Genomic DNA, 19,338 nt, shown 5'->3' with positions numbered 1-19,338 from the left:
AGCCATATAAACCGGAGATAACATGAGTCAGCAACGCGAGGCGATCGACACGTACCTCTTGCGCGTCTTGCACACCTTGTTGATGGAGCGCAGCGTCACGCGCGCGGCCGTCAAACTGAACCAGTCGCAACCGGCGATCAGCGCCGCGCTGCGGCGCCTGCGCGACATCACCGGCGATCCGCTGCTGGTGCGCGGCAAATCCGGCATGGTGCCGACCGAATACGGACTGCGCCTGCTCGAGCCCGTGCAGAACGCGCTGCGTGAAATCGAGCGCATCAAGTTCCAGCAGCACAATTTCGACCCGGCCACGTCGATCCGCTGCTACCGGATCGGCTGTCCCGATTACCTGAACGTGCTGTTCGTGCCGACGGTCGTCGAACGCTTCCGTCAGGCCGCGCCGAACGCGACGCTCGAGTTCCACTCGCTCGGCCCCGCGTTCGACTACGAGCTCGCGCTGGAGGACGGCAAGCTCGACATCGTCGTCGGCAACTGGCCAGAGCCGCCCGAGCAACTGCACCTGTCGAACCTGTTCGTCGACGAAATCGTCTGCCTGATGAGCAACACGCACCCGTTCGCGAAGCGCGGCGGGCTCACGCTCGACCAGTACCTGAACGCGCCGCATCTCGCGCCGACGCCGTACTCGGTCGGCCAGCGCGGCGCGATCGACGTGCATCTCGCGCGCGAACGGCTCAAGCGTCATGTGGTCGTCACGCTGCCGTACTTCAACCTCGCGCCTTACGTGCTCGTGAAGTCGGACCTGATCTTCACGACCACGCGGCTGTTCGCCGATCACTACGCGAAGTTCCTGCCGCTGTCGGTCGTGCCCGCGCCGCTCGACTTCCCGCCGATGCAGTACTACCAGCTGTGGCACGAGCGCTGCCATTACTCCGACGAAGTGCGGTGGCTGCGCAGCCTCGTCGCAGAAGCCACCCGCACGCTGATCGAGGCGTAATCGCATACGGCGCGCAGTGCGCGCCCGTCGCACCGTTACGCGGCGGCCCGGTGCGCGGCGCGGCGGGTCACGGCCGCAACGGCCGCGCGGCCGCTGCGTAGCGTGCGGCGCCACCGCCCCGCCGACGCGTCAACGCGACGCTTCCACCAGCGCCTGCGCAAGCACGTTGTGACGCTCGATCACGGGCGGCAGATCGAGCGTCGCGAGCCGCCCTTCCCGCACCACCACCTTGCCGTTCACCACCGTGTACGCCGTCTGCGACGGCGCACAGAACACGAGCGCCGCGACCGGATCGTGCAGCGCGCCCGCGAACAGCGGCTGACGCAGGTCGAACGCGGCGAAGTCCGCGGCCATGCCGGGTTTCAGTGCGCCGATGTCGTCGCGGTTCAACACCTTCGCGCCGCCGAGCGTCGCGATCTCGAGCGCTTCGCGCGCGGTCATCGCATCGGGCCCGAAGCCGACCCGCTGCAGCAGCAGTGCCTGGCGCACTTCCGCCACCATCTGCGCGCCGTCGTTCGATGCGGAACCGTCGACGCCGAGGCCGACCGGCACGCCCGCGAGCCGCATCTTCTTCACCGGCGCGATGCCGGACGCCAGCCGCATGTTCGAACATGGGCAGTGCGCGACGCCCGTGCCGGTACGCGCGAACAGGCCGATGCCCGCCTCGTCGAGCTGCACGCAGTGCGCATGCCACACGTCATGGCCGACCCAGCCGAGATCTTCCGCATATTCGGCGGGCGTCATCCCGAACTTCTCGCGGCTGTACGCGATGTCGTTGACGTTTTCCGCGAGGTGCGTGTGCAGCGACACGCCGTACTCGCGCGCGAGCACGGCCGCATCGCGCATCAGCTCGCGGCTCACCGAGAACGGCGAGCACGGCGCGACCACCACGCGCAGCATCGCGTAGCGGCCTTCGTCGTGATAGGTCTCGATCAGGCGCTGCGCGTCGCGCAGGATGTCGGGTTCGCGCTCGACGACCGAATCGGGCGGCAATCCGCCGTCGCGCTGGCCGACGCTCATCGCGCCGCGGCTCGCATGAAAGCGCATGCCGATCCGCTGCGCGGCGCCGATGCTGTCGTCGAGCCGGCTACCGTTCGGGTAGATGTACAGATGGTCGCTCGACGTCGTGCAGCCCGACTGCAGCAGCTCGGCCATCGCGGTGAGCGTCGACACCTCGATCATCTCGGGCGTCAGGTGCGCCCAGATCCGGTACAGGTTCGTGAGCCAGCCGAACAGTTCGGCGTTCTGCGCGGCCGGCACCGCGCGCGTGAGGCTCTGGTACATGTGGTGGTGCGTATTCACGAGCCCCGGGATCACGAGGTGGCCGCGCAGGTCGAGCACTTCGTCGGCCGTGTCGGGCAGCTCGGCGGTCGGGCCGATCGCGACGATCCGGTTGTCTTCGATGTAGAGCCCCGCGTCGCGCAGCTCGCGGCGCGTGTCGTCCATGGTCACGAGCACGTCGGCGTGCTTGACCAGCAGGGTCGTCGGGCGGGATGAAGAGGGGTTCGGCGCGCGTGCGCCGGCGTGCTGCTCGAGATTCATGCGTTCTCCGCGTCGGTCTGCCTCCAGGGGCTGCCCTGGAGGCGGTCACACAGCCGTTCGAACGCTGAATCGCGGCACGCCCGGTGCCTGCGTCCGTTCGAACGCCCTGGCCCGGTTACCCGGCGTGCTCGCCGTCTTCGGGGTACGCGCCGGCCACGGGCCGACGCGCACGGCGGGAGGATCGCCCAGGCGCGCGCCGAGCACAATACGCGATCCGGAATACCGCCCTTCAGGGATTCGGTATGGTACGCCGCCCGACGCCCCGCCGGGCGCCCCGAGGGGTGCCCCGACGGGTGCCCGAAATCCACGCTCGAAGCCGTTCCGGCGTGCCGTCGACAGCCGCTCATGCGCGGCGCATTATCTTCGATATCGCGCCCGTATTTGCGCGGGGAACCTTTTTACAATGCCTGCACGGCGCTCGCTTCAATCTCGCCGACGGGTATGTAGCCACGTGACGTGGAGCCTCGATCCGCCGCACGGTCAATGGATCGAGTCGCCGCCGAACCTCGCATTCACACAAGGAACAACGAATGGGAAAGCTCACTACCCACGTACTCGATACGGCGCACGGTCGCCCCGGCGCCGCCATCAAGGTGGACCTCTACGCGCTGGACGGCGATTCGCGCCGCGCGATCAAGACCGTGCTGACCAATAGCGACGGCCGCTGCGACGAACCGCTGCTCGAAGGCGCCGCGCTCGCCGCCGGCGAATACGAACTCGTGTTCCATGCCGGCGACTACTTCGCGGCGCTCGGCGTGAAGGTGCCCGAACCCCGCTTCGTCGACCGCGTCGTCCTGCGCTTCGGCATCGCCGACACCGGCTCGCACTACCACGTGCCGCTGCTCGTGTCGCCGTGGTCGTACAGCACCTATCGCGGCAGCTGACAGACGAATCGGCGCCTGCATCAAGACAAACGATCTGAGTCTGGAGGAGTTTTATGGAAGGCTTCATCACCGACTGGCTGAACCTCGCGCTGCGATGGCTGCACGTCATCGTCGCCATTGCGTGGATCGGCGAGTCGTTCTATTTCGTCGCGCTCGACAACAGCCTGAAACCGCCGACCGACCCGAACCAGCGCAAGCGCGGCGTGTTCGGCGAGCTCTGGCACGTCCACGGCGGCGGTTTCTACAACATGCAGAAGTACACGGTCGCCCCGCCGGAAATGCCCGACGACCTGCACTGGTCGAAGTGGCCGTCGTACACGACGTGGCTGTCGGGCTTCACGCTGTTCTTCGTGCTGTACCTGCTCGCACCGAACACGTACCTGATCGACAAGAACGTGCTCGACATGGGCCCGGTGGTCGCCGTGGCTTCCGCACTCGGCTTCCTCGCCGCCGGCTGGATCGTCTACGACTCGCTGTGCCGCATCCTCGGCACCAACGATCGCGTGCTCGGCATCTGCGTCGGCGTGTACGTCGTGATCGCCGCGTACCTCGCATGCCACATCTTCTCGGGCCGTGCCGCCTACCTGATCGTCGGCGCGATGCTCGCGACGATCATGTCGGCGAACGTGTTCTTCGTGATCATCCCGGGCCAGCGCAAGATGGTCGACAAGATGCTCAAGGGCGAGGAGCCGAACCCGATCTACGGCAAGCGCGGCAAGCAGCGTTCGGTGCACAACACGTACTTCACGCTGCCGGTCGTGTTCGCGATGCTGTCGAACCACTATGCGATGACGTACACGAACAAGTTCAACTGGGTCGTGCTCGTGCTGATCATGCTGGCCGGCGCGCTGATTCGTCAGTTCTTCGTGATGCGTCACCGCGGCAAGCAGCTGTGGTATCTGCCGATCGGCGGTGTCGCGCTGCTGTCGGGCGCGCTGGTGTGGACGATGCCGAAGCCGGTTGCCCCGGAAGCGCAAGCGGCCAACGCACCGAAGGTCGCGATCCACGACATCATGCCGATCCTGCAGCAGCGCTGCGTCGAGTGCCACTCGGCCAAGCCGACGCTGATGGGCAGCGCGCCCGCGGGCGTGATGTTCGACACGCCGGAAGAAGTGTCGAAGAACGCGCAGCGCATCTACGACCAGGCCGTACGCCTGAAGGCGATGCCGATCGGCAACGTCACGCACATGACCGACGACGAGCGGATAAAGCTCGCCGCGTGGTTCGAGGGCGGCGCCGCGAAGTAAGCCCCCGGTTCGACCGCGCCTGAACGACTGGCCCGCTTCGGCGGGCCTGTTTTTTTTGTATGCCGCGGGACCGCTCGACGGCGACGTCGAGCCGCACCGGTCAGCCGGCCGAATAGCGCGGCGCGTAGCTCGCCTTGCGCGCGACAAGCTGCGTCGCCCGCTCCGCCGGCGTGACGTAGCGAGTCGTCGCCGGCAGTACCGAGCGCAGGTCGGCCAGCTTCACGAGCATCGCATGCGCGGCAGGCGCCGCGCCGGCCGACGTCGCGGGTAGCCCTTGCCAGCGCAGATTCAGAAAGCCTTCGTGGATGCCGACCGTATCCACCCAGTTGTAGACGCCCGGATCGCTCGGCGATACGACGAACGTGAGCGTACCGTCCGGATTCGCGACCGCCTGGCTGTTGTTCAGCGACTGCGTGTGATTCACGTAGTCGGTCGTGATCAGCCAGCGGCCATAGGCGGGCGCGATGAAGTATTTCGCGCCGCCAAGGCTGACCGTCACCACCAACGCTTCGTCGTCGGCGATCCGGAACGCGCTGTAGGTGGCCGCCTGCGTCGACAGCCGCCCGGCCGAGCCACCCAGCGATACGGCCGGAATCGTATTGACCGGCTGCGCGTTCGCGAGCGCGTTGTAGCTGGCGAACGTGCTGCCGCCGTTGCCGACCTGCGCGGCCAGCGCGGCGATCATCTCGGCCTTGGTCGGCGCCGCCGTCAACGAAGCACCGGACACGCGCTCGACCGACAGATCGTCGAATTCCTGCACGCCCCATTCGGCGACGGTATCGCGAATGAAGAACGATGCGGCGACCGCCGGCAACACGACGTGATTGCCGGTACCGTCTCCCGCGCCGGAATCCGCGGTAATCGTGAAGCTGCCGTCCGCACCGACCCGCAGCTGATCGCCGGTCAGGTTCGACAGCGTCGCGTGACGGCTGTCCCACAAGGTGACGTTGCTGTCGACCGGGCCGTCGCGATGCACGTTACCGCGAATCACGTAACGCGCCGTCGGGTCGACCGGAAAGCTGCGATAAATCGTGTCCGGATTGTCGAACGTCGTGCGCGAGCCCGGCACGTCGATGCCGAACCACGTATGCGGCGCGGCGAGTCCGGAGATCACTTTCGGCGCGTTCGGATCACGGTTCGTGATCGCGAGCGCGCTCGACATCGCCGATTCGTCGACGGCCGTCTGCAGATAAGCGAGCGACTCGTCCGGCACGCCGCCCACCGCCTGGGCCGCGGCCAGCCATTGCGCCTTCAGCGCAGCCTTCGCCTGCACGACCGCGGGCGCGGCCACCAGTTCGAGCGCGAGTTTCTCCGCCGCGATCTGATCGGGCGTGGCCAGCGGGTTCGCGCTACGGGCCGCGCTCGTGCCGGTACTGGCGACGATGTCGCCGTCGCTGCCGTCGCATGCGGCGAGCGCCAGCACGGCCGCCGCCACTGCCGCGGCGATCGGGAGTCTTCCGTTCATATCGGGATGTTCGCGGGAGGAGGTTCGGTGATTCGGAACGCATCGGCCCGCCGGGCCGACAAAGCGGTCAAGATACCGGGCTCCTGTGCCGCGACGAACCAACGATATGGAATATGCAAAGTCCTTGCGCGACAACCGTGCGGCGAAATGAAAAAAGCCCGCGCATCGTGCGCGGGCTTCCCGGGTAACGCCGCCGTCGGCTCAGGCCGTCACCGCGTCCAGTGCATCCTCGGTGAGCCACAGCGACTCCTGCAGATCCTGCTCGTTCAGGTTCAGCCCATCGCCGCCGCGATCGACGACGATGAAGTCGCTCACGCCGCCCAACGCGATCAGCGGGTGATGCCATACGCCCTTCGCGTAGTTGACGCCCTGCCAGCCGCTCGTCACGAATGCGCGGATCTTCGCGGGATCGAGTTCGCCCGCGGGCGCGACGACGACGAGATACGGCTGGTCGTTCAGCGGCACGAACGCCTGACTGCCGAGCGGATGCCGCTCGAGCATCTTCACCTCGAACGGCAGCGTGCGCGGCTGGCCGCGGAACAGGTTGACGAGCGTGCGGCCGCCTTCATCGGTCACGTCGACTTTCGCGAGATCGTGAAAGCGGATCGTCGTGCCGAGGTTGATCGGGATCTGCTTGGCCCCTTCCGTTTCGATCACGTCGCCGAACGGCGCAAACGCTTCCTTGGTCAGCGGTTCGATGGCAAGCGTCTTCATTTGTCGAGCGTCCCCCACAGACGCAGGCGCGACACGCCGCCGTCCGGAATGATGTTCAGCCGCACGTGCGTGACGGGGCCGAGCGATGCGACGTCGTGTTCGAAGTAGTGCTGCTTGTCCATCTGCAGCTTCTGTTCGCCGAGCAGCACCGGCCAGAACATCGACTGCGTGATCAACGAGCTGTCCGTGCCGCCCGACACATAGGCAGCCTGGATCGAGCAGCGATCCGGGTAATTGCCCTTGAAGAACGCGGTATCGACTTCGATCTTGCGAATCACGCCCGGGTGCGCGAGCGCGATGATCGCCCAATCGTTGCCCGGTTCGCGGCGACGGCGGGTTTCCCAGCCGTCGCCCATGTTCACGCCGCGGCCCGGCAGCAGCAGGTTCGACGCGACGCCGAAGTGCTGGTTGTTCGCCGCCACCACGTAACCGCCGTTTTCCATCGCCGCGAGGTCGAACTGCTCGGTCGCGCTCGCGCCGGCCCAGTCGAGCTGCGGCTGGCCGTACACGCGCAGGCGCGCGATGCCGCCGTCCGGGTAGATGTTTATGCGCAGGTGCGTGAACGCGCGCGCGTCGCTCGCTTCGACGTAGTGATGGCTGTTGCCTTGCAGCGTGGTCGACGCGACGATCTCGACCCACTCGGTGGCCTGCGTCGGCGCGCCGTCGGCCACGAACGCAGCCTCGATCGACGCCGCCGGCGGGAAGTTGCCGGTGAAGTGGCTCGTGTCGATGTCGAAGCCCTTGATCACGCCGGGGCGCGCGAGCTTGACGATGCACCAGTCGTAGCCGGTCGTGCGCTTGCGGCGCGTCTCCCAGCCGTCCATCCACTTGCCGTGGTCGTCGTACTTGCCGGGGATGAAGACGGCGGGCTCGGGGTTCAGCATCCGGTCCTTCGGCGCGAAGAAATCGTCGCTGGCCTCGAGCGCCTGCGCACCGAGACGCGGGTCGGCAAGATTCACGTAGCGCCGCGTGAAATCGGGTGCGTTCGGATCGAGAAGCGGAACAGCCATGATGTTTCCTTGTTTCAGTGAGGCGATCGGGCCGCTGCGACGCAGCAGGCCGTATTGCGGTGTCAGGCGGCGGTGTCAGGCGTCGATCAGGTCGTCGAGGCGAAAGCGCGCGATCCGGTAAATCTGGTCGAGGCTCGCGCGCAGCTCCTCGTCGCGCGAGTGATTCACGCGCGACTCGAAGTTCGCGATGATGCCGTGGCGGTCATAGCCGCGCACCGCGAGGATGAACGGGAAGCCGAACTTCTCGCGATACGTGCGGTTCAGCGTCAGCAGCTTGTCGAATTCTTCCTGCGTGCACTGGTCGAGGCCCGCGCCGCTTTGCTCGCGGGTCGACTCGGCCGTCAGTTCGCCGCGCACGGCGGCCTTGCCGGCCAGCTCCGGGTGGGCGTTGATCAGCGCGAGCTGGCGCGCTTCGCCGCTGGTTTCCACCGCATCCGACATCGTCTTGTGCAGCGCGTCGATACTCGCGAACGGCCGCTCGCCCGCAGCGACCTCGGCCACCCACGGCGAATGCTCGAAAATCCCCGACAACGCCGCGACGAATGCGCTCGGCGCCATCGTGTTCAGTTGTTCCAACGTGTAGCGCATCGCCTTCATGCTTTCCCTTCGTTTCGATGATTGGGCTGATACGGATGATGTTCACGCCAGTGACGCGCGATATCGACACGGCGCGTCACCCATACGCGATCGTGCTTCTCGATGTGATCGAGGAAACGCTGCAGCCCGCGGAACCGGCCCGGCCGGCCGAGCAGCCGGCAGTGCATGCCGATCGACAGCATCTTCGGCGCCTCGTCGCCCTCCGCGTACAGCACGTCGAATGCGTCGCGCAGGTAGTGGAAGAAGTGATCGCCGGTGTTGAAGCCCTGCGGCGTCGCGAAACGCATGTCGTTCGTGTCGAGCGTGTACGGCACGATCAGTTGCGGCGACGTGCGGCCGCCCGACACCTCGACGTCCATCCAGAACGGCAGGTCGTCGCCGTAGTTGTCGGAGTCGTACAGGAAGCCGCCGTATTCGGCGACCAGGCGGTGCGTGTTCGGGCTGTCGCGGCCGGTATACCAGCCGAGCGGGCGCTCGCCCGTCACGCGCTCGATCGCTTCCATCCCGAGGCGCATGTGTTCGGCTTCGAGTTCCGGCGTCATGCTCTGGTAGTGAATCCAGCGCCAGCCGTGGCACGCGATTTCATGGCCGAGCTCGACGAATGCGCGCGCAAGCTCCGGATGACGCTCGATCGCCATGCCGACGCCGAATACCGTCAGCGGCAGCCCGCGCTTCTCGAATTCGCGCAGGATGCGCCACACGCCGGCCCGCGACCCGTATTCGTAGATCGACTCCATGCTCATGTGGCGGTCCGGATACGCGGCGGCGCCGACGATTTCGGACAGGAACTGCTCGGAGCCCGGATCGCCGTGCAGCACGCAGTTCTCGCCGCCCTCCTCGTAATTCAGCACGAATTGCACGGCGACGCGGGCGCGCCCCGGCCAGTTCGCCTGAACGGGATGGCGGCCGTAGCCGATCAGGTCGCGAGGATAGTTGGGATCGAGTGACATGGTTCGAAATGCAACGAATGCGGGCTGAGTGAGCGGGCTGAAATAATGGGTTCGCATCGACGGCGCGGCGCCCGGAAGCGGGCCGCACCAGCCGATGCGACGACGGCCCAGTGTAGCGAAAACGTTCATACGCGCCCATACAGCGGCGCAGATAGTGCGTGTCAGACGGTGTGTATGTGCGGGTGCGGCAAATCCGGGACCGGTTCCGCCGTATCCCCGTCCGGCGGGCTGAAGCGGGCGAACGCACCGTCGTAGCGCTTCGGCAGCGGCCGCGCGTAGTCGCCGCGCTTCGCGGTCGCGAGGCGCAACGCGACGAGCGCCTCGGCCCACTTGACGGCCGCCGTGACGCCCTCGACCACCGGCGCACCGATCTGCTGCTCGATCTCGTGCGCGAATTCGGCCATCCCCGCGCAGCCGAGCACGATCGCGTCAGCGCCGTCCTCGTCGAGCGCGCGCCGGCATTCGTCGACGATGATCCGGCGCGCGGCCGAGCCGGGCCGGTCGAGTTCGAGCACCGCGACGTCGGTTGCGCGCACGTTGCGGCAGAACCGCTTCATCCCGTAGCGCTCCGCGAGGTGCCACGCCATCCCGCAGGTACGCGCGAGCGTCGTGACGACCGAGAAGCCCGGCGCGAGCACGCTTGCTGCATGCATCGCGGCCTCGGCGATGCCGATCACCGGCCCGCGCGCGAGTTCCCGCGCCGCATACAGGCCCGGATCGCCGAAACACGCGATCACGTATGCGTCGCAGCCGTCGCGCTCGCCCTGCGCGATCTCGGCGAGCAGCCCCGGCGTCGCGAGCGCCTCGTCGTAATACCCTTCGATCGACGGCGGCCCCATCGGCGGGCTCACGGCCACGATCTCCGTGCCGGCGGCCGCGACCTCGCGCGCGCAGCGGCCCATCGCGTCGGTCATCCGCTGCGTCGTATTCGGATTGATCAGTCGGATCTTCATCGCAGGCTCCTTACGCCTTCGCGCCTGCCAGCAGCCGGTAGAACCCGAAGCCGAGCCCCGCGCCGATGAACCACGAGAAATTCGCGACGCCCTGCCAGCCCGGCACCATCACGCACACGACCGCGATCACCGCAGCCGGCAGCAGCGCGGCGAGCGCGCGGCGGTTCACACCGCCCGTATACCAGTAGGCGCCGCTTTCCGACATCGTGTACAGGTCGTCGCGCACGAGGCGGCCGCGCTTGACGAGGTAGAAGTCGGCGATCAGCACGCCGTACAGCGGGCCGATGAACGCGCCGAGCACGTCGAGCGTGTAATGGATCACCGCCGGGTTGTTGAACAGGTTCCACGGCGTGATGAAGATCGACGCGACGGCGGCGAGCATCCCGCCCGCGCGCCAGCTGATCAGGCGCGGCGCGACGTTCGAGAAATCGAACGCGGGAGACACGAAGTTCGCGACGATGTTGATGCCGATCGTCGCGATCGTGAACGTCAGCGCGCCGAGGATCACCGCGGTCGGATGGTCGATGCGGCCGACCGTCTCGACCGGGTCGGTGATCAGTTCGCCGAACACCGGCAGCGTCGCGGCGGTAGTGATCACCGTGACGAGCGAGAACGCGAGGAAGTTGACGGGCAGCCCCCAGAAATTGCCGCGCTTCACGTCGCCGAACGAGCGGCAGTAGCGCGAGAAGTCGCCGAAGTTGAGCATCGGCCCGGAGAAGTACGACACGACGAGCGACACGGCGGTGATCATCACCGGAATCACTTCCGCGCCGTGATACTTGACGCCGCCGAGGTTGATGCCGATGTTGCGCCAGCCCGCGCGCCACACCATGTAGCCGGCCAGGATGAACATCACGACGTAGACGGCCGGGCCCGCGAAGTCGATGAACTTCTTGATCGTCTCCATCCCGTTCCAGAACACGAACGCCTGGAGCACCCACAGCAGCATGAAGCCGGCCCAGCCGACCGCCGACAGCCCGAGAAAGCCGTAGCGATGGACGTCCGCATACGGCAGCCATTGCGGGAAGAATTTCAGCACGACGATCACGAGCGCGCTCGACGCGAGATAAGTCTGGATTCCATACCATGCGATCGCGATCAGCCCGCGGATCACGGCCGGCACGTTCGCGCCGAGCACACCGAAGGTCGCGCGGCACGCGACCGGATACGGCACGCCGATCTGCTGGCTCGGCCGCGCGATCAGGTTGCACAGCCCGTTCACGAGGCCGATGCCGACGATCAGCGCGATCAGCACCTGCCAGCTCGTCAGCCCGAGCGCGAACAGGCTGCCCGCGAACACGTAGCCGCCGACGCTGTGCACGTCCGACATCCAGAACGCGAAGATGTTGTACGCGCCCCACGTCTGATTTTTTAGGGGTGCCAAATCTTCGTTATACAGACGTTCGCTGTAACCGTCCGGCAATGCCGGACCGCCGCCCTCGCCGCCTTCTTCCGCCGGATAGGCGCTGTCGTGCGCCACACTGAATTGAGCCATGACTTCTCCTTGACGCGGCCGGAAGGCCGCTCCACCGTCATCGATATCGCTCCGGATCGTCGCCCGGAGTCGGACCTGCGGCCCTCGGCAAACACCGCAGGCCTGCATTGCTCTCGTCGTGTGGCGCGGCCGGGTTCGCGTCGCCGCTCAGGCGCCGCCGAACACTTCGCGCAAATCGACCTGCCCTTGCGCGGGCCGGTCCAGCATCTTCAGTTCGACATGCTGCAGGTGGCGCGCCATCAGCGTCACCGCCTGCTTCGGATCGCCCGCCTCCAGTGCGGCGAGGATCTCGTCGTGGTCGTCGCACGAACACGGGCTGCGCCCGTGCGATTCGTACAGCGCCGACATCAGCGTCGAGCGTGCGACGAGCCCTTCGAGGCACTCGCTGAGCGTCGCATTGCCCATCAGCGTCGCGAGCGCCGTATGGAATTCGCCCGACAGCCGGATCCACGCCGCGAAGTCGTGCCGCTCGAACGCCTTGCGTTCCTTGTCGATCAGCGCCGCGACGCCCTTCAACCGCCTGGCGCCGGGGCCGGTCGCGAGCCGCTCGACCACGGCCAGCTCGATGATCCGGCGCATCTCGAACACTTCGTGCACGTCCTGCAGCGACGGGCTCGCGACGAACGCGCCGCGGTTCGGCTCGAGGTCGACCAGTTTGTCGGTCGCGAGCTGCGCGAGCGCCTGGCGGATCGTCCCGCGCTTCACGCCGAACACTTCGCAGAGCTGCGCCTCCGTCAGCTTCGCGCCGGGCGCGAGCCGATGCTCGAGGATCGCGGTGCGGATGCGCTCGGCGATCGCTTCGGGACCGGCTGCGCCGGACGGATGGGAATCGGGCTCGTTCATGATCTGCATCGTGTGATGGTCCTCATCCTAGGATGGACATAAAGATTGTCAACAATTCTTTTGCGAGATTTCGCACGATCGGCGTGCGTCGGCGTGTCCCCATTCGGTGCAACGCGCACGAGATCCATGCACCACAAGCCTGCAAAGCAAGACGGAGGCTCTTCTCGTCGTATACCCTGCCGGCTATTTTGTTGACAAAAATGGTGCAAAACCGAGCGAAGATCGCATGGGTGTCGACGAAAAATATTGACCGTTAGTTGCGCACCTGCATAAAGAAAAAGGCGGGGAAACCCGCCTTTCGATCGATCGCGCCGGCATCAGCCGAGATGCGGATAGTCCGACACCGTCAGCCGGAACCCGTGCGCATTCGCGACCAGTTGCGCCTGGGCGCCGAACGGCAGCGTCAACAGATCGGGCACATGGCCGAACTGGAGCCCCGTGACGACCGGAATCCCGACCACCGCGCGCACCTGGTCGATCATTGCCTGCATGTCGTAGCCGTTGTCGTACTCGAACGGCCGCGCGCCGGTGAACTGGCCGAGCACGAGCGCCTGCTGGCGCGCGAGCAGCCCGGACAGGTGCAGTTGATAGATCATCCGCTCGATCCGGAACGGCTGCTCGTTGACGTCTTCGATGAACAGGATGCCGCCCTCGATGTCGGGCATGTACGGCGTGCCGACCAGCGACGTGAGGATCGCGAGGTTGCCGCCCCACAGCGTGCCCGTCACGTTCACCGTCTGCACCTGCGGTGCGTCGGCGACGATCGTCGTGCTCGGCTGCGTCAGCGTCTGCCAGAAATGCTGCATCGTGAAGTCGCTCGGCGTTTCCGCGCCGAAATCGGCCGACAGCATCGGGCCGCCGAACGTCTTGATGCGCGCCTTCGCGTACAGCGCCAGCTGGATCGCCGTGAAATCGCTGTGACCGACGAGTGCGATCGGCTGGTCGCGCAGCCGGCGCTCGAGCCCGCGATAGTCGAGCCCGTGCAGGATGCGCGCGGCGCCGTAGCCGCCGCGCACCGCGAGCGCGATGTCCGGCAGCGGCCGCTCGGGATCGGCGAGGCGGTTCAGATCGCCCGCCCGCTCGCCGTCGGTGCCGCCGAAACGCTGGAAGCGACGCTGCGTCGCCTCGACGTTCTCGATGCGCTGCTGCGCGGTGCTGAGGCGCTCGAGCGCGCGGTTGATCGCGTCGGGGTCGTGCGGATAGCCGGACGGCGCCAGCAGGCGGATGGTGTAGGACGCGGCGGGCTGGAAGGACATGGCGAAAGGTGTCGGGATCGTCAAACCTGCTTAGAGGGTCCGAACCGTGTCCGGTTCACGAAAACCGTGCACGCCCGTAACGACGGGCGCGACAGCGGCGCCTATGACGCGCCTGATTCGGCGTCGCGGGCGAGCCGCGCTTCGCGCAGCGCGCGACGGCGCTCGGCGAAGAACGACTTCAGCGCGGCGCCGCACTCGTCGGCGAGCACGCCGCCGGTCACTTCGGTGTGGTGGTTGAGCTGCGGATTCGCGAATGCGTCGATCACGCTGCCGCACGCGCCCGTCTTCGGATCGGCCGCGCCATAGACGACCCGCGCGATGCGCGCATGCATGATCGCGCCTGCGCACATCAGGCACGGTTCGAGCGTCACGTACAGCTCGCAGCCGGGCATCCGGTAATTGCGCAGCTGCTGCGCGGCCATGCGCAGCGCGGCCATTTCGGCATGCGCGGACGGATCGTGCCCGCCGATCGGATGGTTGAAGCCGCGTGCGATCACTTCGTCGCCGCGCACGAGCACCGCGCCGACCGGCACTTCGCCGGCCGCGCGCGCCTCTTCGGCGGCGGCCTGCGCCAGACGCATGAAATGCAGGTCGCGCGCCGATACGGGCGCGGCTTCGTGAACGGAAGAATCGGCGGCGGGGTCAGCGGCCGCGGGTGCCGCGTGGGCTGCGTCGTGCAGCGCGTCGGACGTCACATCGTCCCCGCTTCGGCGGGCGCGTCGTCGAGCCCGCGCTCGCACAGGCGTTCCGCGATGCGCCGGCAGTAGTCGCGCGGCATCACCATCGGGCCGCCGCGCAGCGATTCGAGCGCCATGTCGAGCGCGAGGATCTTCGCCTGCAGCCGGCAGCGCGCGGCGCGGTCGCTGACCGCCTGCACTTCGTCGTGCAGGTTGCGCAGCGCGCGCAGTTGCTCGACAGCCGGCGGCACGAAGCCCGCGTTCTTCAGGATACGGTTGGCCACCCGCACCTCCTCGGGCACGAGGAGGTCGTCATCCAGCGCCTGCGGCGCGCCGGTACCCGGCAAATCGTCGAACTCGCCCCGCGCGGCGGCGGCGGCAATACGTTGTTCGACCAGGGCGTCAAGCAATCTCATCAGTCAATCGGAACAATGCGGCAGGCCGAATTCTAGCAGGGTGACGCCGGTATGACAGGCCCTTCGAATATATGCTCGATATCGCGTTTTTAGGGGCCGAATCGCAGCGCATGCGCGCCGATCGCCGTCACTTGCCGCTGTGCTGCGCCGCAGCAGGCCGAGCGCCGTCCCGACGCTTCCGGACGGGGGCGATGGCCTACCCCATTTTTTTATCCACGACGATCCCGCAGGCCCCCGCCGACCCGACGAAAATGCCGGCCTCCTGCCTGCCTCCCCGCCTTCGCCGCCCGATTACGCAGCTACCGTTTCCGGCCGCGCTTTCGCGAACGGGCGGAACATCGTCGCGATCAGGAACGCGCCGACCCCGATCGCGAACGATCCGAGGTACAGCCAGCCGTAGCTGCCGAGCGCGTCGACGATCAGCCCGCCCGCGACCGGGCCCGCGGCCATCCCGAGGCTGCCGGCCATCGCGCAGCCGCCGATCACGGTGCCCATCATCCGCAGCGGGAAATTCTCGCGCGCGAGCACCGAATAGAGCGGCATCACGCCCGCATAGACGAAACCGAACAGCGTCGCGACCGCGTAGAAGCCGTCGAGCGAGCGCACGAAGTAATAGCCGAGCGCGCCGAACGCCTGCGCGAGCAATCCCGCCACCAGCATGCGCTTCGCGCCGAGGCGATCGCCGAGTATCCCGAACGCGATCCGGCCGCCCATGCCCGCGAGCCCTTCCACGCTGTAGATCGACACCGCGACGATCAGCGGAATCCCGCAGGTCACCGCGTAGCTGACCGTGTGGAAGATCGGGCCCGAATGCGTCGCGCAGCAGAAGAAATTGGTCAGCAGCAATACCGCGAACTGCGGCGAGCGCAGCGCATCCGCGACCGACATCGCGGCGGGCGCGCCGGCGGACGCTGGCGTGGGCGCCGCGTGCGCGGCTGCAGCGTCGAGCGCCGGCGCCCGGCGCACCAGCAGCGACACCGGAATCATCACGACGGCCGCCAGCACGGCAATCAGCAGCATCGACGTGCGCCAGTCGCGCACCGACACGAGCCATGCGGCCAGCGGCGCCATCGTCATCGGCGCCATGCCCATGCCGGCCGACACGAGCGATACCGCGAGGCTGCGGTGCGTGTCGAACCAGCCGGTCACGCACGCCATCATCGGCGCGAATATCGCGGCCGTCGCGCTGCCGACGGCCAGGCCGAAGGTCAGCTGGAACACGAGCAGCGACGGCGCGCGGCTCGCCAGCGCCAGGCTCGCCGACAGCAGCACGGCGCCCGCGACGACGACCGGCCGCGTGCCGACCCGGTCCGACAGGCTGCCCCATGCCATGCTCGCAAACGCCATCGCGATGAAGCCGAGCGTCATCGCGGCGGAAATGCCGGTCATCGACCAGCCCGTATCGCGCGCGATGGACCGCAGGAACACCGGTAACGAAAACATCGCGCCGATCGCGACGCAGCCCATCAGGCCGCCCGCGGCGACGATCACCCAGCGGTATCGGGAATCCGGTATGTGACGTGTCATGTGGCATCTCCTCGTTCGTTGCGCCATTCGCGGCAACCCGGTGCCGGCCGCAGGGCGCGGCGCACTGCCCGGTCGATATCGATACGACGGGCGACGCATCGGGAAATCGACATGCGCGGCGCATGGGCCGCGGAATTTTTATGTCGGCAATTCCGCGCGGCTCGCAAGGGTCGGATCATCCGGTCGCCCCGTCGCCTGCCGCCCCGCTTTTCCGCAACGGGAAATTCGAAAGCAGAAATGGTTGGTTGGGGCGCGCACGTGCGCTGGCTACACTCGCCCCATCTTGTCATAACAAGTTGACCGATGACTCCATCCAACGTCGTGCCGCTGTCCGCGGCCCCGCTCTACGTGCAGATCAAGGACTCGCTGCGCGCGCGCATTCTCGACGGCACCTATGCGCCGCACAGCCGGATGCCGTCCGAGCACGAACTCTGCGCGATGTTCGACGTCAGCCGCATCACGGTGCGCCAGGCACTCGGCGACCTGCAGAAGGAGGGCCTGCTGTTCAAGCTGCACGGCAAGGGTACGTTCGTGTCGAAGCCGAAGGCCTTCCAGAACGTGACGTCGCTGCAGGGGTTCGCCGAGGCGATGTCGTCGATGGGCTACGAGATCGTCAACCAGTTGCGCAGCCTGCGCACCGTGAAGGCCGATCGCCATCTCGCGACGAAGCTGAACGTGCCCGAAGGCGCGCCGCTCGTCGAGATCCATCGCGTGCGGCTGCTGAACCGCGAACCCGTGTCGCTCGAACAGACCTGGGTGCCCGAAGCGCTCGGCAAGCGCCTCGCCGGCGCCGATCTCGCGACCCGCGACATCTTCCTGATCCTGGAGAACGACTGCGGCATTGCGCTCGGCCATGCCGACGTGTCGATCGACGCGATCCTCGCCGACGACGAAATCGTCGACGCGCTGCACGTCGAGGAAAGCAGCCCCGTGCTGCGTATCGAGCGTCTCACGCACGATGCATCCGGTGCGCCGATCGACTACGAAACCCTCTACTTCCGCGGCGACGCCTTCCAGTACCGGCTGCGCATCGATCGGCAGAAGGCGCGCAAACCTGCAAGGAACCCGCGATGAACACCCATGTGCACGAATACGACATCGTCGTGGTCGGCGGCGGCACGGCCGGCCCGATGGCGGCCATCAAGGCAAAGGAGCGCGATCCGTCCCTGCGCGTGCTGCTGCTCGAGAAGGCCAACGTGAAACGCAGCGGCGCGATCTCGATGGGCATGGACGGCCTGAACAACGCGGTGATCCCCGGTCATGCGACGCCCGAGCAGTACACGCGCGAGATCACGATCGCCAACGACGGGATCGTCGACCAGGAAGCCGTATACGCGTACGCGACGCACAGCTTCGCGACGATCGAGCAGCTCGATCGCTGGGGCGTGAAGTTCGAGAAGGACGGCACCGGCGACTACGCGGTGAAGAAGGTCCATCACATGGGCTCGTACGTGCTGCCGATGCCGGAGGGTCACGACATCAAGAAGGTGCTGTACCGGCAATTGAAGCGCGCGCGCATCGCGATCACGAACCGGATCGTCGCAACGCGCGTGCTGACCGATGCGCAGGGCCGCGCGAGCGGCGTGCTCGGCTTCGACTGCCGCACCGCCGAATTCCACGTGATCCGCGCAAAGGCCGTGATCCTCTGCTGCGGCGCGGCCGGCCGCCTCGGTCTGCCGGCATCGGGCTACCTGATGGGCACGTACGAGAACCCGACCAACGCGGGCGACGGCTATGCGATGGCCTATCACGCGGGCGCGGCGCTCGCGAATCTCGAATGCTTCCAGATCAATCCGTTGATCAAGGATTACAACGGCCCGGCGTGCGCGTACGTGACCGGCCCGCTCGGCGGCTTCACCGCGAACGGCAAGGGCGAACGCTTCATCGAATGCGATTACTGGAGCGGCCAGATGATGTGGGAGTTCTACCAGGAACTGCAGAGCGGCAACGGCCCCGTGTTCCTGAAGCTCGACCATCTCGCGGAAGAAACGATCCGGACCATCGAGCAGATCCTGCATACGAACGAACGGCCGAGCCGCGGCCGTTTCCATGCGGGGCGCGGCACCGACTACCGCAGCCAGATGGTCGAGATGCACATCTCGGAGATCGGCTTCTGCAGCGGCCACAGCGCATCGGGCGTGTATGTGAATGCGCGCGCGGAGACGACCGTGCCGGGGCTGTACGCGGCCGGCGACATGGCGGCCGTTCCGCACAACTACATGCTCGGCGCCTTCACGTACGGCTGGTTCGCCGGGCAGAACGCGGCCGACTACGCGGCCGGCCGCGAACACGCGCCGGTGGACGACCAACAGGTCGACGCCGAGCGCTCGCGCGTGTTCGCGCCGTTGCTGCGGGAGCGCGGCCTGGCGCCGGCGCAGGTCGAATACAAGCTGCGCCGCATGGTGAACGACTACCTGCAACCGCCGAAGGTGACGCGCAAGATGGAAATCGGGCTGCAACGTTTTGACGGAATTACTGAGGATATCGAAGAAATCAAGGCCGATAACCCGCACGAGCTGATGCGCGCGGCCGAAGTGCGCGCGATCCGCGATTGCGCGGAAATGGCCGCACGCGCGTCGTTGTTCCGCACCGAGAGCCGCTGGGGGTTGTACCACCATCGCGTCGATTTCCCGCACCGCAACGACGCCGAATGGTTCTGCCACACGTGGCTGCGCAAGGATGCCGCGGGCGCGATGCGCAGCGAGAAGCGGCCGGTCGAACCATACGTCGTGCCGCTTGCCGACGACGAACGCGGAGCCTACGCGCAGTTGCGCATCCGCGAACCGGCCGCGCTCGCCGCCCTTTGAGGA

At 67.0% G+C, this 19,338-nt stretch carries 18 protein-coding genes; 5 read left to right on the top strand and 13 right to left on the bottom strand.

Going from position 1 to position 19,338, the window contains the following annotated elements:
- Positions 1 to 22 precede the first annotated feature (22 nt).
- A complete protein-coding gene (locus tag WS89_RS09430; RefSeq protein ID WP_006762467.1) occupies positions 23 to 952 on the top strand; it encodes a LysR substrate-binding domain-containing protein in 930 nt (309 codons plus the stop codon).
- A gap of 129 nt (positions 953 to 1,081) precedes the next feature.
- On the opposite strand, the gene WS89_RS09425 is transcribed toward WS89_RS09430, so the two are convergent.
- Positions 1,082 to 2,494, bottom strand: coding sequence for an 8-oxoguanine deaminase (locus WS89_RS09425; RefSeq protein ID WP_059790617.1), 1,413 nt, complete (start codon positions 2,492 to 2,494; stop codon positions 1,082 to 1,084).
- A 530-nt stretch (positions 2,495 to 3,024) separates the two neighbouring features.
- Here WS89_RS09425 and uraH point away from each other — a divergent pair.
- A complete protein-coding gene (uraH, locus tag WS89_RS09420; RefSeq protein WP_027784716.1) occupies positions 3,025 to 3,378 on the top strand; it encodes a hydroxyisourate hydrolase in 354 nt (117 codons plus the stop codon).
- Positions 3,379 to 3,431: 53 nt separating this feature from the next.
- A complete protein-coding gene (locus tag WS89_RS09415; protein WP_059790615.1) occupies positions 3,432 to 4,625 on the top strand; it encodes a urate hydroxylase PuuD in 1,194 nt (397 codons plus the stop codon).
- 100 nt (positions 4,626 to 4,725) lie between these two features.
- Here the strand turns inward: WS89_RS09415 and WS89_RS09410 are convergent, their stop codons facing one another.
- From WS89_RS09410 to WS89_RS09355, 12 genes are all read right to left on the bottom strand, one after another.
- Positions 4,726 to 6,090: a hypothetical protein gene (locus tag WS89_RS09410; protein WP_059790613.1), complete on the bottom strand. Its 1,365-nt coding sequence runs from the start codon at positions 6,088 to 6,090 to the stop codon at positions 4,726 to 4,728.
- A 201-nt stretch (positions 6,091 to 6,291) separates the two neighbouring features.
- Positions 6,292 to 6,804 carry an ureidoglycolate lyase gene (locus tag WS89_RS09405; protein ID WP_059505958.1) on the bottom strand — a complete coding sequence of 171 codons (513 nt, stop codon included), beginning with the start codon at positions 6,802 to 6,804 and terminating at the stop codon, positions 6,292 to 6,294.
- Positions 6,801 to 7,814: an allantoicase gene (gene alc, locus WS89_RS09400; RefSeq protein ID WP_059505956.1), complete on the bottom strand. Its 1,014-nt coding sequence runs from the start codon at positions 7,812 to 7,814 to the stop codon at positions 6,801 to 6,803. Before alc ends, WS89_RS09405 begins: the two co-directional genes overlap by 4 nt.
- A gap of 75 nt (positions 7,815 to 7,889) precedes the next feature.
- Positions 7,890 to 8,411, bottom strand: a complete 522-nt coding sequence (uraD, locus tag WS89_RS09395; protein WP_059790611.1) for a 2-oxo-4-hydroxy-4-carboxy-5-ureidoimidazoline decarboxylase — start codon at positions 8,409 to 8,411, stop codon at positions 7,890 to 7,892.
- Positions 8,408 to 9,361: an allantoinase PuuE gene (gene puuE / locus WS89_RS09390; RefSeq protein ID WP_034207577.1), complete on the bottom strand. Its 954-nt coding sequence runs from the start codon at positions 9,359 to 9,361 to the stop codon at positions 8,408 to 8,410. Before puuE ends, uraD begins: the two co-directional genes overlap by 4 nt.
- Positions 9,362 to 9,522: 161 nt before the next feature.
- Positions 9,523 to 10,314, bottom strand: coding sequence for an aspartate/glutamate racemase family protein (locus WS89_RS09385; protein WP_059790609.1), 792 nt, complete (start codon positions 10,312 to 10,314; stop codon positions 9,523 to 9,525).
- A gap of 10 nt (positions 10,315 to 10,324) precedes the next feature.
- A complete protein-coding gene (locus WS89_RS09380; protein ID WP_059505951.1) occupies positions 10,325 to 11,809 on the bottom strand; it encodes an NCS1 family nucleobase:cation symporter-1 in 1,485 nt (494 codons plus the stop codon).
- Positions 11,810 to 11,956: 147 nt separating this feature from the next.
- Positions 11,957 to 12,661, bottom strand: a complete 705-nt coding sequence (locus WS89_RS09375) for a GntR family transcriptional regulator (protein ID WP_059790607.1) — start codon at positions 12,659 to 12,661, stop codon at positions 11,957 to 11,959.
- A gap of 308 nt (positions 12,662 to 12,969) precedes the next feature.
- Positions 12,970 to 13,908 carry a muramoyltetrapeptide carboxypeptidase gene (gene ldcA, locus WS89_RS09370; RefSeq protein ID WP_059505946.1) on the bottom strand — a complete coding sequence of 313 codons (939 nt, stop codon included), beginning with the start codon at positions 13,906 to 13,908 and terminating at the stop codon, positions 12,970 to 12,972.
- A 101-nt stretch (positions 13,909 to 14,009) separates the two neighbouring features.
- A complete protein-coding gene (gene tadA / locus WS89_RS09365) occupies positions 14,010 to 14,603 on the bottom strand; it encodes a tRNA adenosine(34) deaminase TadA (protein WP_059790605.1) in 594 nt (197 codons plus the stop codon).
- Entirely contained in the window at positions 14,600 to 15,001 is a 402-nt protein-coding gene (locus WS89_RS09360; RefSeq protein WP_027784729.1) for a DnaJ family domain-containing protein, read from the bottom strand. The genes tadA and WS89_RS09360 overlap by 4 nt, the downstream gene beginning before the upstream one ends.
- Positions 15,002 to 15,292: 291 nt before the next feature.
- Complete coding sequence (locus tag WS89_RS09355) at positions 15,293 to 16,528, bottom strand: MFS transporter (RefSeq protein ID WP_059790603.1); 1,236 nt, start codon at positions 16,526 to 16,528, stop codon at positions 15,293 to 15,295.
- 303 nt (positions 16,529 to 16,831) lie between these two features.
- Between WS89_RS09355 and WS89_RS09350 the strand changes: the two genes are divergently transcribed.
- Together WS89_RS09350 and WS89_RS09345 are read left to right on the top strand one after the other, a co-directional pair.
- Complete coding sequence (locus WS89_RS09350; RefSeq protein WP_059790600.1) at positions 16,832 to 17,602, top strand: GntR family transcriptional regulator; 771 nt, start codon at positions 16,832 to 16,834, stop codon at positions 17,600 to 17,602.
- Complete coding sequence (locus WS89_RS09345) at positions 17,599 to 19,335, top strand: fumarate reductase/succinate dehydrogenase flavoprotein subunit (RefSeq protein WP_059790598.1); 1,737 nt, start codon at positions 17,599 to 17,601, stop codon at positions 19,333 to 19,335. The genes WS89_RS09350 and WS89_RS09345 overlap by 4 nt, the downstream gene beginning before the upstream one ends.
- Positions 19,336 to 19,338 lie beyond the last annotated feature (3 nt).

Source organism: Burkholderia sp. MSMB1072 (assembly GCF_001524725.1).
Lineage (GTDB): Bacteria > Pseudomonadota > Gammaproteobacteria > Burkholderiales > Burkholderiaceae > Burkholderia.
This window is presented reverse-complemented; position numbering and strand designations above follow the sequence as displayed.